Origin of the sequence: Janthinobacterium svalbardense, assembly GCF_002327145.1 — a bacterium.
Classification (GTDB): domain Bacteria; phylum Pseudomonadota; class Gammaproteobacteria; order Burkholderiales; family Burkholderiaceae_D; genus Janthinobacterium; species Janthinobacterium tructae.
Genome location: NZ_CP023422.1, coordinates 2,957,079 through 2,973,288 on the forward strand (window position 1 = coordinate 2,957,079; position 16,210 = coordinate 2,973,288).

The 16,210-nt window shown below is 62.5% G+C and carries 15 protein-coding genes; 10 read left to right on the top strand and 5 right to left on the bottom strand.

Annotated features, from left to right (window positions below; all coding sequences use genetic code 11):
* Both CNX70_RS13305 and CNX70_RS13310 read left to right on the top strand, forming a co-directional pair.
* A complete protein-coding gene (locus CNX70_RS13305; protein ID WP_096235068.1) occupies window positions 1-351 on the top strand; it encodes a RidA family protein in 351 nt (116 codons plus the stop codon).
* A gap of 38 nt (window positions 352-389) precedes the next feature.
* A complete protein-coding gene (locus CNX70_RS13310; protein WP_096235069.1) occupies window positions 390-2,642 on the top strand; it encodes a RelA/SpoT family protein in 2,253 nt (750 codons plus the stop codon).
* An 80-nt stretch (window positions 2,643-2,722) separates the two neighbouring features.
* On the opposite strand, the gene CNX70_RS13315 is transcribed toward CNX70_RS13310, so the two are convergent.
* The 3 genes from CNX70_RS13315 to CNX70_RS13325 form a co-directional block, all read right to left on the bottom strand.
* The gene (locus CNX70_RS13315; RefSeq protein WP_096235070.1) at window positions 2,723-3,673 is read right to left on the bottom strand and encodes a cation diffusion facilitator family transporter; all 951 of its coding nucleotides are present in this window, start codon (window positions 3,671-3,673) and stop codon (window positions 2,723-2,725) included.
* 117 nt (window positions 3,674-3,790) lie between these two features.
* Window positions 3,791-4,666, bottom strand: a complete 876-nt coding sequence (locus CNX70_RS13320) for a pirin family protein (RefSeq protein WP_096235071.1) — start codon at window positions 4,664-4,666, stop codon at window positions 3,791-3,793.
* 57 nt (window positions 4,667-4,723) lie between these two features.
* Window positions 4,724-5,323, bottom strand: coding sequence for an FMN-dependent NADH-azoreductase (locus tag CNX70_RS13325; RefSeq protein ID WP_096235072.1), 600 nt, complete (start codon window positions 5,321-5,323; stop codon window positions 4,724-4,726).
* Window positions 5,324-5,436: 113 nt separating this feature from the next.
* Between CNX70_RS13325 and CNX70_RS13330 the strand changes: the two genes are divergently transcribed.
* Window positions 5,437-6,342, top strand: a complete 906-nt coding sequence (locus CNX70_RS13330; protein WP_096235073.1) for a LysR family transcriptional regulator — start codon at window positions 5,437-5,439, stop codon at window positions 6,340-6,342.
* 21 nt (window positions 6,343-6,363) lie between these two features.
* Here CNX70_RS13330 and asd read toward each other — a convergent pair whose 3' ends face one another.
* Window positions 6,364-7,212 (bottom strand): archaetidylserine decarboxylase, encoded by an 849-nt coding sequence (gene asd / locus CNX70_RS13335; RefSeq protein ID WP_096235074.1) that lies wholly within the window; start codon window positions 7,210-7,212, stop codon window positions 6,364-6,366.
* Between the two features lie 374 nt (window positions 7,213-7,586).
* On the opposite strand from asd, the gene CNX70_RS13340 reads away from it, so the two are divergent.
* The 5 genes from CNX70_RS13340 (at window position 7,587) to CNX70_RS13360 (ending at window position 13,751) form a co-directional block, all read left to right on the top strand.
* Window positions 7,587-9,674: a TonB-dependent receptor plug domain-containing protein gene (locus tag CNX70_RS13340; protein ID WP_244199142.1), complete on the top strand. Its 2,088-nt coding sequence runs from the start codon at window positions 7,587-7,589 to the stop codon at window positions 9,672-9,674.
* Between the two features lie 117 nt (window positions 9,675-9,791).
* Entirely contained in the window at window positions 9,792-11,030 is a 1,239-nt protein-coding gene (locus tag CNX70_RS13345; protein WP_096235076.1) for a DEAD/DEAH box helicase, read from the top strand.
* Window positions 11,031-11,083: 53 nt separating this feature from the next.
* Window positions 11,084-11,701: an LON peptidase substrate-binding domain-containing protein gene (locus CNX70_RS13350; protein ID WP_096235077.1), complete on the top strand. Its 618-nt coding sequence runs from the start codon at window positions 11,084-11,086 to the stop codon at window positions 11,699-11,701.
* A 142-nt stretch (window positions 11,702-11,843) separates the two neighbouring features.
* On the top strand, window positions 11,844-12,587 hold the full coding sequence (locus CNX70_RS13355) for a DNA-binding protein (RefSeq protein WP_096235078.1): 744 nt from the start codon (window positions 11,844-11,846) through the stop codon (window positions 12,585-12,587).
* 216 nt (window positions 12,588-12,803) lie between these two features.
* The gene (locus CNX70_RS13360) at window positions 12,804-13,751 is read left to right on the top strand and encodes a cupin-like domain-containing protein (RefSeq protein WP_096235079.1); all 948 of its coding nucleotides are present in this window, start codon (window positions 12,804-12,806) and stop codon (window positions 13,749-13,751) included.
* Here CNX70_RS13360 and CNX70_RS13365 read toward each other — a convergent pair.
* Window positions 13,748-14,554 (bottom strand): DMT family transporter, encoded by an 807-nt coding sequence (locus CNX70_RS13365; RefSeq protein WP_482793347.1) that lies wholly within the window; start codon window positions 14,552-14,554, stop codon window positions 13,748-13,750. The genes CNX70_RS13360 and CNX70_RS13365 overlap by 4 nt on opposite strands.
* A gap of 155 nt (window positions 14,555-14,709) precedes the next feature.
* On the opposite strand from CNX70_RS13365, the gene CNX70_RS13370 reads away from it, so the two are divergent.
* The gene (locus CNX70_RS13370; RefSeq protein WP_208624537.1) at window positions 14,710-15,267 is read left to right on the top strand and encodes a helix-turn-helix domain-containing protein; all 558 of its coding nucleotides are present in this window, start codon (window positions 14,710-14,712) and stop codon (window positions 15,265-15,267) included.
* Window positions 15,268-15,282: 15 nt separating this feature from the next.
* Complete coding sequence (locus CNX70_RS13375; RefSeq protein WP_096235080.1) at window positions 15,283-16,197, top strand: ADP-ribosylglycohydrolase family protein; 915 nt, start codon at window positions 15,283-15,285, stop codon at window positions 16,195-16,197.
* Window positions 16,198-16,210: the final 13 nt, after the last annotated feature.

Below are 16,210 nucleotides of genomic sequence, written 5' to 3' on the forward strand. Positions count from 1 at the left end.
ATGGAAATTACACGACTGCACGTAGGCAAACGCCTCTCCGAAGTAGCCATACACAACAACACCATCTACCTGGCTGGCCAGATCGCCGAAGACACGACGCAAGATATCGTCGGCCAGACGCGCGAAGTGCTCGGCCATGTCGACCGTTTGCTGGCGGAAGCGGGCAGCGACAAGACCTGCATCCTGTCGTGCCAGATATACATCGCCGACATGAAAGACTTCGATGGCATGAATGAAGTATGGGATGACTGGGTCGCGTCAAGCCACACCCCGCCGCGCGCCACCGTAGAGGCGAAGCTGGCCAATCCGGCATGCCTGGTTGAAATCGTCGTCATCGCTGCAGAGCGCTAGGTTCCAGTTATTTAGTTTTTTAGTTTATAAGGCAATACATGGTTTCCATCTCGGCCCCGAATAGCGTCACCTCGGAACAACTGGTAGAGGGCTTGAGTGCGCCGGACAGCGCGCGCGTGCTGGACGCGTTCGCGTATGCCACCGAAGCGTATGGCGACAAGCAGACCTTTGCCGGCCGTTCTGCGCTGGAATTCGCCATCGGCGTGGCCACCACCCTGGCTTTCCTGCGCAGCGATGCGGAAACGCGCATTGCCGGCCTGATGTTCGAGCTGACCCTGCTGGAGCCGGATACGGCGGCCGATATCGAGCCGCGCTTCGGCAAGCAGGTGTGCGACCTGGCAACAGGCGTGCGCCAGCTGATCCGTTTGCGCGCGCTGACCCAGGCGCAGCACGGCAGCGTTGCCGGTCGCGGCAAGAATGCGGCGCAGCAAGCCGTGGCCCAGGTGGAAACCTTGCGCAAGATGCTGCTGGCGATGGCGTCCGACATGCGTGTCGTGCTGGTGCGCCTGGCCGCTTGCGTGACGACCTTGCGTTACTTTGCCGAACTAAAACTGTTCAACGAAATGACGCGCGAATACGGCAAGGAAACGCTGGATTTGTACGCGCCGCTGGCCAACCGCCTCGGCATCTGGCAGCTGAAGTGGGAACTGGAAGACTTGTCGTTCCGCTTCATCGAACCGGAAGCGTATAAACGCATCGCCAAGATGCTGGAAGAAAAGCGCATGATGCGCGAGGGCTTTGTGTCCTCGGCGATCCTGCGCCTGCAGACGGAACTGGCTTCGGCCGGTATCGAGGCGGAAGTATTTGGCCGCCCGAAACACATTTACAGCATCTGGAACAAGATGCGCGGCAAGGAACTCGATTTCACGGCCCTGTACGATGTGCGCGCCTTCCGCGTCATCGTTTCCGATGTGAAAACTTGCTACACGGTGCTGGGCGTGGTCCACAATATCTGGACCCCCATCCCGAAAGAATTCGACGATTACATTTCGCGGCCGAAACCCAACGGCTATCAGTCGCTGCACACGGTGGTGACGGCCGAGGATGGCCGCCCGCTGGAAGTGCAAATCCGCACGAATGAAATGCACAGCTTTGCCGAATACGGCGTGGCTGCGCACTGGCGCTACAAGGAAGAGGGCGGCTCGAACTTTGCAGGCCAGAAATACGACGAAAAGATCGCCTGGCTGCGCCAGTTGCTGGCGTGGAAGACGGAAGTGGCCGACGCCGTCGTGGGCCAGGAAGAACTCCAGCGCGAATGGGTGGAAAAGCTCAAATCGGCCACGCTGGACGACCGCATCTTCGTCATGACGCCGCAGGCGCGGGTGCTGGAATTGCCCGTGGGCGCCACGCCCGTCGATTTTGCCTATCACCTGCACACGGACGTGGGTCACCGCTGCCGCGGCGCCAAGGTCGACGGCATCATGGTGCCCCTGAATACGCAATTAAAAAACGGCCAGACCTGCGAAATCATCACGGCCAAGGGCGCGCCGGGCACGGCCGGTCCATCGCGCGACTGGCTGGGCGCCGGCTACGCCGTCAGCACGCGCACGCGTTCCAAAATTCGTGCCTGGTTCCACGCCATCGACATGCAGGAAACCCTGGCCCACGGCCGCGCACTGGTAGAGAAATCGCTGCAGCGCGAAGGCAAGACGGCCGTCAATCTGGAGGCGCTGGCGCAAAAGCTGGGCTTTGCGAAAGTCGACGAGCTGTTCCTGTCGGTGGGCAAGGATGAATTCAGCCTGCGCCACGTGGAGCAGGCGCTGCACGACAATGGCGAAGTGGTGGTGCCGGAAGACGCCGTGCTGGTGGGGAAAAGCCGCGCGTCCAGCGTGGAGCAGGGCGCCAAGTCCGGCGTGCTGGTGGTGGGAACCGAGGGTTTGATGACGGTGCTGGCCAAGTGCTGCAAACCGGCGCCGCCTGACAGCATCGTCGGTTTCGTCACGCGCGGCAAGGGCGTGTCGATTCACCGCGCCACCTGCAAGAATTTCGAGGAAATGCGCGCCAAGGCGCCCGAACGCGTGATCTTCACGGAATGGGGCAGCACGGGCGGGCACGACACGGTATATCCGGTCGACGTCTTCATTCTCGCCGGCGACCGCCAGGGCTTGTTGCGCGACATCTCCGAAATCTTTTCGCGAGAGAAAATCAACGTCATCGGCGTCAACACCCAAAGCGCCAAGGGCCAAGCCCGCATGACCTTTACGGCCGAGATCAGCTCGACGGCGCAGTTATTAAAAGCGCTGAATGTGATCAAGGATGTGAGTGGCGTGTTAGAGGCGCGCAGAAGTTAGCGTATCTTGGGGTCAGACCCCCAAGCCTGCTAACGCAGAGCTCTGCGCTAACGTCACGGGGGGTCTGACCCCAGCCCTTGCTAGTGGGTTTTGTCACCCGCATGCAGTCCCGCCATCGTGGCGGTTTCAGGCTGCAGAGTAATATGATCGATGCCATGCTTGGCCAACAGCATCTTCTTGATCGCGCGCAAGACCTTCGGCCAATGGTCGAGGTGTTCGATTTCCACGTGGCCGATCAGGGCCGGCTGGCCTGGCGACATGTCCCACACATGCAGATCGTGCACGGCAATCACGCCGTCCACTTGCTCCACGTCGGTGCCCACGGCGATGTAGTCGATGTGCATGGGCACGCCTTCCATCAGGAAGTGATACGACTCGCGCAGCACGCCGAAGGTGGATTTCAGAATCAGCAGCGACACCAGCACGGACAGCAGCGGGTCGATCTGCATCCAGCCCGTGAAGTAAATCACGGCGCCGGCGATGATGGCGGCAACCGAGCCGAGCAAATCGCCCATCACGTGCACGAGGGCGGCGCGCGTGTTGACGCTTTGCTTGTCTTTCGACAATACCCATGCCACCACCACGTTGATCGCCAGGCCGATGAAGGCGACGATGAAGACCATGCCGCCCTTCACAGGTTGCGGGGCGGAAAAGCGCAGCGCGGCTTCATAGCAGATCCAGCCCACCACGCACAGCATGGCCAGGCCGTTGACGAAGGCGGCCAGCGCCTCGGCACGGCCGAAACCGAACGAGTGGCGCGGCGACGGCGGGCGGCGCGCGATGATCTGCGCCAGCAGGGCCAGGCCCAGCGCGGCCGCGTCCGTGACCATGTGGCCCGCGTCGGAAATCAGGGCCAGCGAATTGGACAGGAAGCCGGCGATGACCTCGATGCCGGCAAACGACAGCGTCAGCCCCAGCGCCCACGCGAGGATGCTCTGGCTGCGCCCCTCGAACGAGTGGGTGTGCTGGGCGTCGCCCTTCAGGTGGGCGTGCAAATGGGTGGCGTCGTGTTCGGTGTGCGTCGGCTGCATGGAATGCTTTGTGGAATGAGGTTGCCGTCAGTGTAATTGAAAAGCAACAACATAGTCGGCACGTCAAAAAACCTGCAGGCCCGGAGGCGCTGCAGGTTTTTCCTGAAGCAGACTATGTTACTGCGCTGCCGTCTCGCCAAACTTGCCTTCGCGGAAGTCCTGCACTGCCTGGAACACTTCCGCCTGGGTATTCATGACAAACGGGCCATACTGCGCGATGGGCTCGTTCAAGGGCTGGCCGGCGACGAGGATCACGCGGCCGCCTTGCGGTGCTTCGATGCGCACGCCATCGCTGCCCGGCGTGTTGGCGAAGATTGCCATGCGCAGGGCGGGCACGGCCTTGCCGTCCACCTGCACTTCGCCACGGAAAGTGTAGATGAAAGCGTTATGGCCTGGCGGCAATGGCTGCTCGAAGCTGCTGCCGGCCGGCAAGTCGATGTCGAGATACAGCGGTTCTGTCAGCTCACGCTGCACGGCGCCCGTCACGCCATGGCTGCTGCCGGCGATCACTTGCACGGCCACGCCGTCGTGCGTCGTGTAGCGGGGGATGTCGGCGCTGGTGAAATCGCGGTACCACGGCGTGCGCATCTTGTCGCGCGCGGGCAGGTTCAGCCACAGCTGAAAGCCTTCCATCACGCCTTCTTCCTGTTCCGGCATTTCCGAGTGGATTACGCCGCTGCCGGCCGTCATCCATTGCACGCCGCCCGAGGTCAGCAAGCCTTCGTGGCCTGCGCTGTCCTTGTGGCGCATGCGCCCAGTGATCATGTACGACACCGTTTCGAAACCCCGGTGCGGATGCTCGGGAAAGCCGGCGATATAGTCGTTTGGCTTGTCGCTGGCAAAATTGTCGAGCATCAAAAACGGGTCGAGGCGGCGCTGCAGCTGCTGCGTCAGCACGCGGTTGATCTTCACGCCGGCCCCATCCATGACGGCCTGGCCGGCGATCACGCGCTCGACGGCGCGTGGCTTGTTGACGCTGGTGATGTCGCTCATTGTTCTCTCCTCTAGGCCAGGACGGCGCCAGTGCGCCGCCCCTTTCACTGCTGGGAATTACACCAGAATCGCGTTGATCTCGGCGTCCGCTTGGGCTTGCGCCTTGGCCACGGCTTCCGGGCCCATGCCCATGCCTTCCGAATACACGTATTGCACGTCCGTCAGGCCCAGGAAACCGAACATGGTGTTCAGGTAAGGCACCTGGCTATCGTTGGCGCTGTCGCGGTGCAAGCCGCCGCGGGACAGGCCCACGTAGACTTTCTTGCCGGTCAAGAGGCCCACGGGGCCGTTTTCCGTGTACTTGAAGGTGACGTTGGCGCGGGCAATCGCGTCGAACCAGCTTTTCAGTTGCACGGTGATGCCGAAGTTGTACATGGGCGCGCCGATGACGATCACGTCCGCTGCTTGCACTTGCGCAATCAGCGCATCGTCCAGGGCGATGCGGGCCGCCTGTTCCGGCGTGCGCTTGTCGGCTGGCGTGAACAGCGCTTGCAGGGTCGGCTCGTCGAGCACGGGGTGCGGTGCGGCAGCCAGGTCGCGGCGCGCCAGGGTGGCGCCGGCGTTGGCGGCTTGCACGCGGGCAACGATGGCGTCAGCCAAACGGGTCGAGGCGGAACCGGTGCTGCGGGCGCTGGAATTGATTTGCAGGATGTTCATCTTGTTTTCTCCGTGTGAGGTGTCTTGCGATGGATGAACTATAGCAATTCCAAAATCGATGCGGAAGGCGTTAAAATGGATAACATTAATCCACTCATGGAACAATAAAAACTATGGATATCGATCCCGGAGATTTGCTGCTGTTCGCGCGCGTCGTCGAGTGCGGCAGTTTTTCGCGTGCCGCCCAGCGCGTGGACTTGCCCAAGTCGACCCTGTCGCGCCGCATCTCGCTGCTGGAGGCGAAATTGGGCGAGCGGCTGCTGCTGCGCACCACGCGCAAGCTGGCGCTGACGGAGTTCGGCGCCAGCCTGCTTGAACATGCGCGCAAGGTGGTCGAGGAAACGGAGGCGGCCGGCGCGCTGGCGCAGCACCGCCAGGCGGGCCCCAGCGGCTTGCTGCGCATATCCATGCCGGCCGATTTCGGCGATGCTCTGATGCGCCAGGTGCTGGCCGAGTTCGTGCGACGCTATCCGGCCATTTCGCTGGAACTGGACTTGTCGGCGCGCCGCGTGGATTTGCTGGAAGAAAATTTTGACCTGGCCATCCGCATGGGCAACTTGCCCGACGATGCCAGCCTGGCCGCGCGACGCGTGGCCTTCAGCACGCTGTCCCTGTATGCCTCGCCGCAATACACGAGCGTGCACGGCTTGCCCGAGCATCCCGACGATTTATATGGCCATGATCTGCTCAGCTTGCCGCGCGCCGTGCATGGCCTCGTGCATTGGACTTTGATACGCGGCAAGACGACGTGGGAGCGCGATTTACCCGTGCGCCTGCTGGCCAATTCGCCGGAATTGCTGGTGCGCATGGCCTGCACGGGCGTCGGCATCGCAGCCAGCACGGACCGCTTTGCCAAGACCTATGTGGAGACGGGGGAACTGGTGCGCGTGCTGCCGGAGTGGAGTTTTCCGCTGGTCACGGGCTGGGCCGTGTTTCCCGGCCGGCGCTTGATGCCGGCCAAGACGCGCGCATTCCTGGACTTGATGGAGGAAATGTACCAAACAGACGCGCCCGTGTAGGTGCGCATTCCGCTGGCTTACTTACTTGGGCAGGTTGCCCATGACTTCGCCCAGTTGCACGGGGCCGGCCGGTTGCCAGCTGGCATTGAAATTGATTGTGCCTTGCGGGAACAGCATGACGACGGTGGAGCCGAGCAGGAAGCGGCCCAGCTCTTCGCCCTGTTTCAGTACGACATTGTCGTTGGCATAGCTCCAGTCGCGCACCTGGCCCGTGCGGGGCGGGTTGACAACGCCGTGCCAGACGGTGGCCATGCTGCCGACGATGGTGGCGCCGACCAGGGTCATGACGAAGGGGCCGTTGGCCGTGTCGAACACGCAGACGACGCGCTCGTTGCGGGCGAACAGGCCGGGAATGCCGCGCGCCGTCGTCGGGTTGACGGAGAACAATTCGCCAGGAACATAAATCATGCGCGTCAAACGGCCGTCGCACGGCATGTGGATGCGGTGGTAGTCGCGCGGGCTCAGGTACAGATTGGCGAAGCTGCCATGCTCGAACTGCGCCGCCAGAGCCGCATCGCCGCCCACCAGGGCCGTGGTGCTGAAGTTGTGGCCCTTGGCCTGGAAGATCTGGTCCTTGTCGATGCTGCCGAACTGGCTGATGCGGCCATCGACGGGGCAGACGTAGTCGGCCTGGGCCAGCGGACGGGCATCGGGGCGCAGCGCGCGCGTGAAAAAGTCGTTGAAGCTGGCGTAGTGCGTGATGTCCGGGTCCAATGCCTCATCCATGTTGACGTTGTAGCGGCCGACGAACCAGCGGATCAAACGCGTGGTCATGGCGCCGCCCTTGGCGCCGGCGATGCGGCCGGCAAAGTTGGTCAACGCCCCCTTGGGCAGCAGATATTGAGGCAAAACGGCAAGACGGTCAGACACGATGGGAAGCCTTTGACGGAGGTGTTGGAACAATGATGAAAACGCATTATAGCGGCGATGTGGCGCGCAATGATATGCGCCGTATGCAAGGGTGCGTATCACAGTCTGCCGCCGAATTTAATTTGCCATAGTAAATATTTTCTGGAAACTGTGCCACTCGGAAAAAATTGCAGCACAATACAGCGGCCTGTTTTTTAGCTTTTAGCCATTTTTATTCAGCCAACTTTTTCAGCCAGGTCATGATGCCACGCCGTTGCCTTCGCCTAACCGTCCTTTGTTGTGCCGTTTTACTTGCCTGGAATGCCCAGGCCCAGCAATCCGAAACGCCCGCTACTGAAGCTGCTGCCGCCGCGCCGCTGAAGGCCGAAAAACCCATGCAAACCGTGGAAGTGAAGGGCAGCGGCTATGATCCGCGCCGCGACGATACGGCCAGCAAGATGGTCGTGGGCAGCGAGGAAATCCTCAAGTATGGCGACACGAATGTCACCGACGTGCTCAAGCGCTTGCCCGGCATTACCGTGTCCGGCGCGGCCGGGCGCTCGGGTGGCGAAATCCGCATGCGCGGCCTGGGTAGCGGCTACACGCAGATTTTGCTCAACGGCGAACGGGCGCCGGCCGGTTTTTCGCTCGATACCCTGTCGCCCGACGTCATCGAGCGCATCGAAATTTTGCATGCGGCCAGTGCCGAGTACAGCACCCAGTCGATCGCCGGCACCATCAACGTGGTGCTGAAAAAGGCCGTGAAAACGGCCCAGCGCGACGTCAAGCTGGGCGTGGGCGGTGGCCGCGATGCCTTTTCCAGCAACGGTAACTTGCAACTGTCGGACAAGGACGGCATTTTCTCGTACTCGCTGGCCGCGTCGTTCTACCGCTACGATTACCACTACGAGAATCCGAAGGACAGGCCGGCGCTGGACCTGGGCTATCTGCCCGATGGCCAGCAAAATCTGCTGCGGCGTATCACCGGCACGGGCGATGGCCGTTCGGAGGGCATCAACCTGTCGCCCCGGCTGAACTGGGCGTTCGCGGACGGCGATAACCTGACGGCGCAATTTTTTCTCAATGGCGGACGCAGCGATAACCGCAGCCATAGCCGGACCGACACGCTGCTGGGCGCGCGTCCTGACTACGACACGAATGACGGTACTTCCGGCAACCATTACGTTTTCGGCCGCACGGACCTGACGTGGGTGCGCAAGCTCGACGGTGGCGCCAAGCTGGAACTGGGCCTGCGCGCCAGCGCCACCAGCAATACGGCCGATAGCCATCCGCTCGGCTATATCGATGGCGTGGGGCTGGTGCTGGACCGCAACGTGCGTGTCGAGGCGAGCTATAGCAGCTTGTCGTCCACCGGCAAGTATTCCACGCCCTGGATGCCGGGCCATGCGCTGTCCATGGGCTGGGATGGCACCCTCAGCCGACGCGAGGAAGAGCGCCTCCAGCGTGAACAGGCCTTGCCGGGCGGCCGTCCGCCCGTCGATAGCGATGAGCATTTCGATGCCGATATCAAGCTCCTGGCCTTGTATGCACAGGATGAATGGGATATCACACCGCGCTGGTCCATGTATGCGGGCGTGCGCTGGGAAGGCATCGACACGCGCAGCGCCGGCGATACCTTTGAGGCCGTGCAGCAGCGCAGCAGCGTGTGGAGCCCGCTGCTGCAAACCCTGTGGAAACTGCCCGACACCAAGGGTGACCAGGTCCGTCTGGCCCTGACGCGCACCTACAAGTCGCCTTCCACGTCGAACCTGATTCCGCGCCGCAGTATTGCGACAAATAATAGCCAGACCGAGCCTGACCGTGTAGGCAATCCGAATTTGAAGCCGGAGCTGGCGCTGGGCATCGATGCCTCGTACGAACATTACTGGGCCGACAGCGCCTTGCTCAGTGCGCGCGCCTCGGCCCGCCGCATCGACGGCTATACGCGCCAGGGACTGCTGTTCATCGATGATCGCTGGGTGTCCACGCCCATCAATGATGGCCGCGCGAATACTCAGACACTGGAACTGGAAGCGAAGTTCCCCTTGCGCGCCGTGCTGGCCGCGCCCGTGCCCGCGCTCGACGTGCGCGCCAGCATCAGCCGCAACTGGTCGCAGGTGGAGCGGGTGCCGGGACCAGACAACCGGCTCGACCAGCAAACGCCCCTCAGCGGCAATTTTGGCCTCGACTACAAGACGCCCGATGGCGTCTTGAGCACGGGAGGCAGCTTCAATTTCCGCACGGGTGGTCCCGTGCGCATCACCGAGCGCCAGAGCGCGTACACGTCGCCGCGGCGCGACCTTGACCTGTATGCCGTATGGAAGTTCGATGCGAAGAACCAGCTGCGCGTGGTCGTGTCGAACCTGCTGGCGCAAGATTTCGAAAGCAACACCAGCTACACGGACGCCAGCGGCACCGTCGCCCGCAATGGCATTTCCACCAGTTCGCCGCAGGCGCGCGCGACGATGGAAATGAAGTTCTGATGGCGATGTTTTCATGCTGAAAACTGCGGCCGGCATGCCCGCTGGCCTATAATCTCGGCAATCGCGCACACGGCTGGTCCGTGCGCCACCTTTTCATTTGCCAAGATTGCTTTCCCCATGACGTTTTCCTCCCTCGGCCTGATCGATCCCCTGGTCCGCAAACTCGATGAGCTCGGCTATGCCAAGCCCACGCCCGTGCAGGCGCAAGCGATTCCTGCCGTGCTGGCAGGCCGTGACCTGATGGCCGCCGCCCAGACGGGCACGGGCAAGACGGCCGGCTTTGCCGTGCCGCTGCTGCAGCGCCTTGCTCTGGAAGGCGTGGTGGCGCCCCAGTGCGTGCGCGTGCTGGTGCTGGTGCCCACGCGCGAACTGGCCGAGCAAGTGTATGCCAGTTTCCGCAGCTATGGCGGCAACCTGCCGCTGCGCAGCTTTGTCGCGTATGGCGGCGTACCCATCGAGCCGCAGATCAGCAAACTGCGCAAGGGCCTGGACGTGCTGGTGGCCACGCCGGGCCGCTTGCTGGACTTGCAGACGCAGGGCGCCGTCAAGTTCGAGCAGGTGCAAACCCTGGTGCTGGACGAGGCGGACCGCATGCTGGACCTGGGCTTCGAGCGCGAGCTCGATATATTGCTGATGACGATGCCCAAGCAGCGCCAGACCCTGCTGTTCTCGGCCACGTTCTCGGACGCCATCCGCGCCATGGCGAAAACCATGCTGAAAGACCCCGTCTCGGTGGAAGTGAGCGCGCGCAACAGCACGGTCAAGGCCGTGAAGCAATCGGTCATCGTGTGCGACAAGAAACGCAAGCCGGAACTGTTTTTGCACTTGCTGAGGAAAAAGCGCTGGGGCCAGGTATTGGTCTTCGTCAAGACGCGCAAGGGCGTCGAGCTATTGGTGAATACCTTGCTGGAGCAGGGCGTGCGCGCCGATTCGATTCATGGCGACAAGACGCAGCCGAACCGTCTGCGCGCGCTGGCCCGTTTCAAATCTGCCGAGGTGCAGGTGCTGGTGGCCACCGACGTGGCGGCACGCGGCCTGGACATCGATCAATTGCCCGTCGTCGTCAATTTCGACTTGCCGACGGTCGCCGAAGACTATATCCACCGCATCGGCCGCACGGGCCGCGCGGGCGCTTCGGGCGAGGCCATTTCCCTCGTCTGCGCCGACGAGGTGGAATTGCTGTCGGCCGTGGAAGCGCTGACGCGGCAAACCCTCAAGCGCAACGAGGAGCCCGGTTTCGAAGCGGAACATCGCGTGCCGGGCACGTCCGCCGGCGGCACCATCCAGAAAAAGGCCGTCAAGGTGCTGGCGCCGAAGGCGGCCGAGCGGGCCAAGAAAAGGCGCTTTTACAAATAATCGGGGACGCAAGGCGCGCTGCACGGATATGCCATTCGTGCCATCATGCGCCTATGACCTCGATACCTTTGTTTCCGCTCAATACGGTGCTGTATCCCGATGGCTATCTGCCCCTGCAGATCTTCGAGGTACGCTACCTGGACATGATACGTAAATGCATCATGGGCGAGCAGCCGTTTGGCGTGGTGCAGTTGCTGGACGGCGCGGAAGTACGCAAGCCGGGCCAGCAGGAAGCCCTGGCGCCCGTGGGCACCCTGGCGCGCGTCATCGACTGGGCCGCGCCCCTGTCGGGTTTGCTGCAAATCAAATGCATGGGCATGCAGCGCTTTCATATCGTCTCCAGCGAGCAGCTCAAGCACGGCTTGTGGATGGCGCAGATCGACACCTTGCCGCCTGATAAAACCATTCTTATTCCGCAAGAGCAGCAAAACGTGGCCGACGCGCTCGGCGCCCTGATCCGCACCTTGCAGGAGCAAAAGATCCCGCCTGAACAAATGCCCTTGCAACCGCCATACCGCCTCGATGAGTGCGGTTGGGTGGCGAACCGCTGGTGCGAGCTGCTGTCCCTGAGTCCCATGCAAAAGCAATTGCTGCTAAGCCAGGATAATCCCGTGCTGCGGCTGGAACTGGTGCAAGATATGCTGACGGAAAATGGCCTGCTCGAAGAGTAAATCCGCTGAAGCCGCATGTTTTCTCACGCTTGCGTTGTGCAATTGCAATTTCTATTGAGAAATACTTTACGCTTTGCCGCCGCTGGCATAAGATAGTGCCCCTGGGCAAGATTGCCTTGGGCAACATTCAAGAGCACACGACATGGCAAAAGTAAGCGCGGAACAGATCAATGCGGCAATGGACGCGATGGCGGGCGAAGGCCAGGCCATCACGGTGCGCGCCTTGCGCGAACGACTGGGCAACGGCGCCTGTCTGGGCACCATCAGCAAGCTCTTGCTGCGCCGCAAGGCGGGTGCGCAGCGCCAGATCGCTGCCGCCGCCGAACTGTCGCCTGTGCTGCAGCAAGCCATCCTCGATTATGTAGGACAGGAATTAAGCGCCAGCCACAGCGCGCATGAAGCCGAGATGAACGACAATCAGCAGGAATTGATGGACCTGGCCAGCGAGAACGAGCGCCAGCAAGAGTTGCTCGACTTGCAGGCGGGTGAGCTGGAAACCTTGCGCGATGAACTCGAACGCGAGCGGCAAGTGGCGAACCAGGCGCGCACGGACCTGGCCAAGGCGCAGCTGCGCCTGGAAGGTTTGCCGCGCCTGGAAGAGGCGGCCGAGCAGGCGCGCATGGACCTGGCCAAGGCGCAATTCAAGCTCGAGGGCATTCCACGCCTGGAAGAGGCTGCCGAAGCGGCGCGCGCCGAATTGATCCAGGCTCAGTTGAAGCTGGAAAGCCTGACGCGCGTGGAAACGGAACTGGCGGCCGCGCGCCTGGAACTGGAAGCGGAACGCGAAGAGCTGGGCGAAACGCGCGCCGAACTGGACGAAGAGCGCACCCTGCGCATCAAGGCGCAGCAGTTCATCGTCGATCCCATCTTCAAGACGCCTGTCTGAGGACACCTGACCAAACCTGCTGCGCGTCGCGCTTTGCGGCCTGCGATGCTCACCGTACTGAAGTACGGTTGCGCTTCTTAGCCACAAATCACTGCCGCTCGCGACGGTTTTGTCAGGTGTCGATGCGTGGGGGGAATAGGTCATGCTGGCCTTGCTGGCTTAAAATGGCGCACTGTCGCGCCATGCCGCGCGACGCCCTGATCGCAAAGAAGGTTTATGTCTGTAGAAAAAGAAGTGCCGCTCGAGCTTGCGGCCACCCCCATATCGCCGCGCGCCTTGCCGCCCAGGCCGCCAGCAGAATGCAGTTCGCCCGAAGCGGCACTCGCGCGCAAGCAGTCGCGCGAAGACAAGGATGCGCAAGTGCGCGGCGTCATTTCCATCGACGCCATGCGCGCAGCCATCAAGCAGGCGGCGCGTAATTTGCCGGCCATCAGCGAGGTGCCGCGCCTGTCCATGCTGGACGCTGCCGCCTTCCGCGCGCGCGCCGCGCTGGGCCTGCCTTTCCTGATGCGCGGGCTGGTGCAGCGCTGGCCCTTGTCCACCCTGGCTCCCGACGTCTTGCGCCAGCAGTTCAGCCACGTGCCTGTGCGCGCGCGGGTGGGCGACTACATCAACACGGCGTTTGCGCCCGACCGCGCCATGCAGGATATGTCGATGGGGCAATACCTGGACCTGGTGGCAGAGGGCAAGTACGCGCTGCCGCCGTATCTGGGCAACCTGGAGTTGCGCGAATTGAACCGCCTGTGCCACTGGCCCACGTATTTCGACAAGATGGGCCCGCCACGTTTCTGGGTGGGGCCGGCCGGCACGGTGACACCGTTGCATTGCGATTACGACGACAATATCTTCGCGCAAGTGTGGGGCCGCAAGCGCATCTTTTTATCGCCGCCGCACCATGATGTTTTCCTGTACCCCAGCGAGGCGAACGCCATCCTGTTCGGCTCGCCCTTCGACCCGGAAGCGCCCGATTTCCAGCGTTTCCCCCTGGCGCGCCAGGCGGCCATGATCGAATGCATCGTCGAGCCGGGCGACATGCTGTACGTGCCCGCCGGCTGGTACCACCAGGTGCGCGCGCTGACGTTTTCGCTATCTTCGAACCGCTGGGCCAGGGCCGTGCCGCTGGCACTGCATGGGGATGCGGCGCTGCGGCGGACCGGGGCTTAATCTGCTGGTGCGATGGCCTTGCCATCGGCACGCAGGCGCTTCGGCCGCCACTCGCTGAGGATGCCAGCAGCGATGATCAATATCCCCCCAACGATGGCCAGCGCGGGCAGGCGTTCGCCAGCGATGCGCCCGATGACGCCCGCCCAGACCGGCTCGCCTGCATAGATCAAGGTGGCCTTGGTGGCGGAAATGCGCTTTTGCGCCCAGTTCATCACATATTGGATCAGTGCGCTGGCGCAGCCCAGGGCCAGCACGCTGAGGATGAACGTCTGGCTCAGGGCTGGCGGCGCTTCGCCCATGACGGGCATCAGCAGCAGGGCGATCAGGGATGCGGTCGCCAGTTGAACGATGGTCACGCGCAGGATGTTCAGTTGCGGCGAGACGCGGCTGATCAAAATAATTTCCAACGCGATCGCGATGGCGCCCACGGCCGTCATCAGCTCGCCTTTGCCCAAGCCCATGCTCAAGCCATCCGTTCCCGTGAGCAACAGCAAGCCCACGAAAGCCAGCACCACGGCCGCCCAGACGGCGGCACGGGGCCGCTGCTTGAAGACCAGCCATTGCACCAGCGGCACGATGGGCACATAGAAGGCCGTGATGAAGGCCGATTTACTACTCGTGATATGCATCAAGCCATAGGTTTGCAGCGCATAGCCGCCAAAGATGCTCACGCCGATGGCCATTCCTGTCAGCAATTCGGCCTTCGTCAACTGGCGCAGCTGGCCCCGGCAAACGAGGGCGCCGATGCTGGCGGCCACGGCAAAGCGGGCAGCGACAAAGGCCAGCGGACCGCTAACCGTCACGGCATGCTGCACGATAAGAAAAGTGCCGCCCCAGATGAAGGTGATGGCGATCAGGGCCAGTTCGGGCAGGCCGAGGGCGGGCGGGGACTTGCATGTGTTTTCATGGGGAGCTATGCTATGAGCAAAATATTTCCCATCATCATAGGAGCAATATATTGCGCAGTCAAGCCGAGGCCGGTGGCGTGCTGGCACACCTGGCCGCAAATCTGCGGCGCTTGCGCGTCGCTGCCGGCCTCAGCCAGGAAGAGCTGGCGCGCCTGTCGGGACTCAGCCGGCGCATGGTCAATGGCGTCGAGGCGGGCAGCATCAACATCAGCCTGGCCAACCTCGACCATGTGGCTGCCGCCTTGAAAGTAGCCTTTGTCGACCTGGTGCAGCCGCCGCAGCAGCCGCACGGCAGCCTGCGCGTGCTGATGTGGCAAAGTGCATCGCAAGCGAGCCAGGCCGTGCTGCTGGGCGCGGCGCCCGCCAGCCGCCAGGTGGAACTGTGGTCGTGGACCCTGGCGCCAGGCGAGCGCTACGATGCGCAAGCCGACCCGGCCGGCTTCAGCGAAATGCTCTATGTGCTGGAGGGGGAATTACAGCTGGTGCTGGCGGCCGGGACGAGAACGCTGGTTACCGGCGATTTTTTTGTGTTCAGCAGCGCGCAAGCGTATGCCTATGTCAATGCGGGTGCATCCACTTTGCGCTTTACGCGCAATGTGGCCAGCTAAGAGTCAATGGAAACCATGAATACGTCAACTACTTTGCACAACCGTTATCTGGGCGCCATGCTGGCGCTGGCCTGTGGCGATGCCGTCGGCACGACCGTGGAGTTTTCTCCGCGCGGCAGCTTCGCGCCCGTGACGGACATGACTGGCGGTGGGCCATTCGGCTTGCAGCCGGGACAATGGACGGACGATACTTCAATGGCGCTGTGCCTGGCCGAAAGCCTGGTCCAGAAAGGGGCGTTCGATCCGGCCGACCAGATGGTACGGTATCTGAACTGGTGGCAATGGGGCTACCTGAGTTCCACCGGCACCTGCTTCGATATCGGTGGCACGGTAAGAAGCGCGCTGGCCAGTTTCCAGGAGACGGGCAATCCCTGGAGTGGCTCCGCCGCGCCTGACACTGCTGGCAATGGTTCGCTCATGCGCCTGGTCCCGGTCGTGCTGTTTGCTTTTCCTGATGTCGAAGCGGCCGTGGCCTATGCCGCCGATAGTTCCCGCACCACCCATGCGGCACCCGAGGCGGTCGAAAGCTGCCAGTTGTTCGCCGCCTTGCTGTGCAGCGCGCTGGCGGGCACGCCGAAAGAAGAGCTGATCGCGAGTATTGCGTACCGGCCTGCCGAACCCAGGCTGGTGGAGCTGGCTAGCGGTAACTTCATCGCCAAAACGGAGCAGCAGATACGCGGCACCGGTTATTGCGTGGAGTCGCTGGAAGCGGCGCTCTGGTGTTTCTTTAATACCGGCTCACTGGAAGAGGCCGTGTTACGCGCCGTCAACCTGGGCGAAGATGCCGATACGACCGGCGCCATCGTCGGCCAGCTTGCCGGTGCGTATTATGGTGCGCAGGCAATTCCGCCTGCGTGGCTGGAAGCGCTGGCCATGCGCGCTGACATTGAAGAGTTTGCCTGCCAGCTATTTGAACGGATCCGGGGCTAGCGCAGGTCGCCAG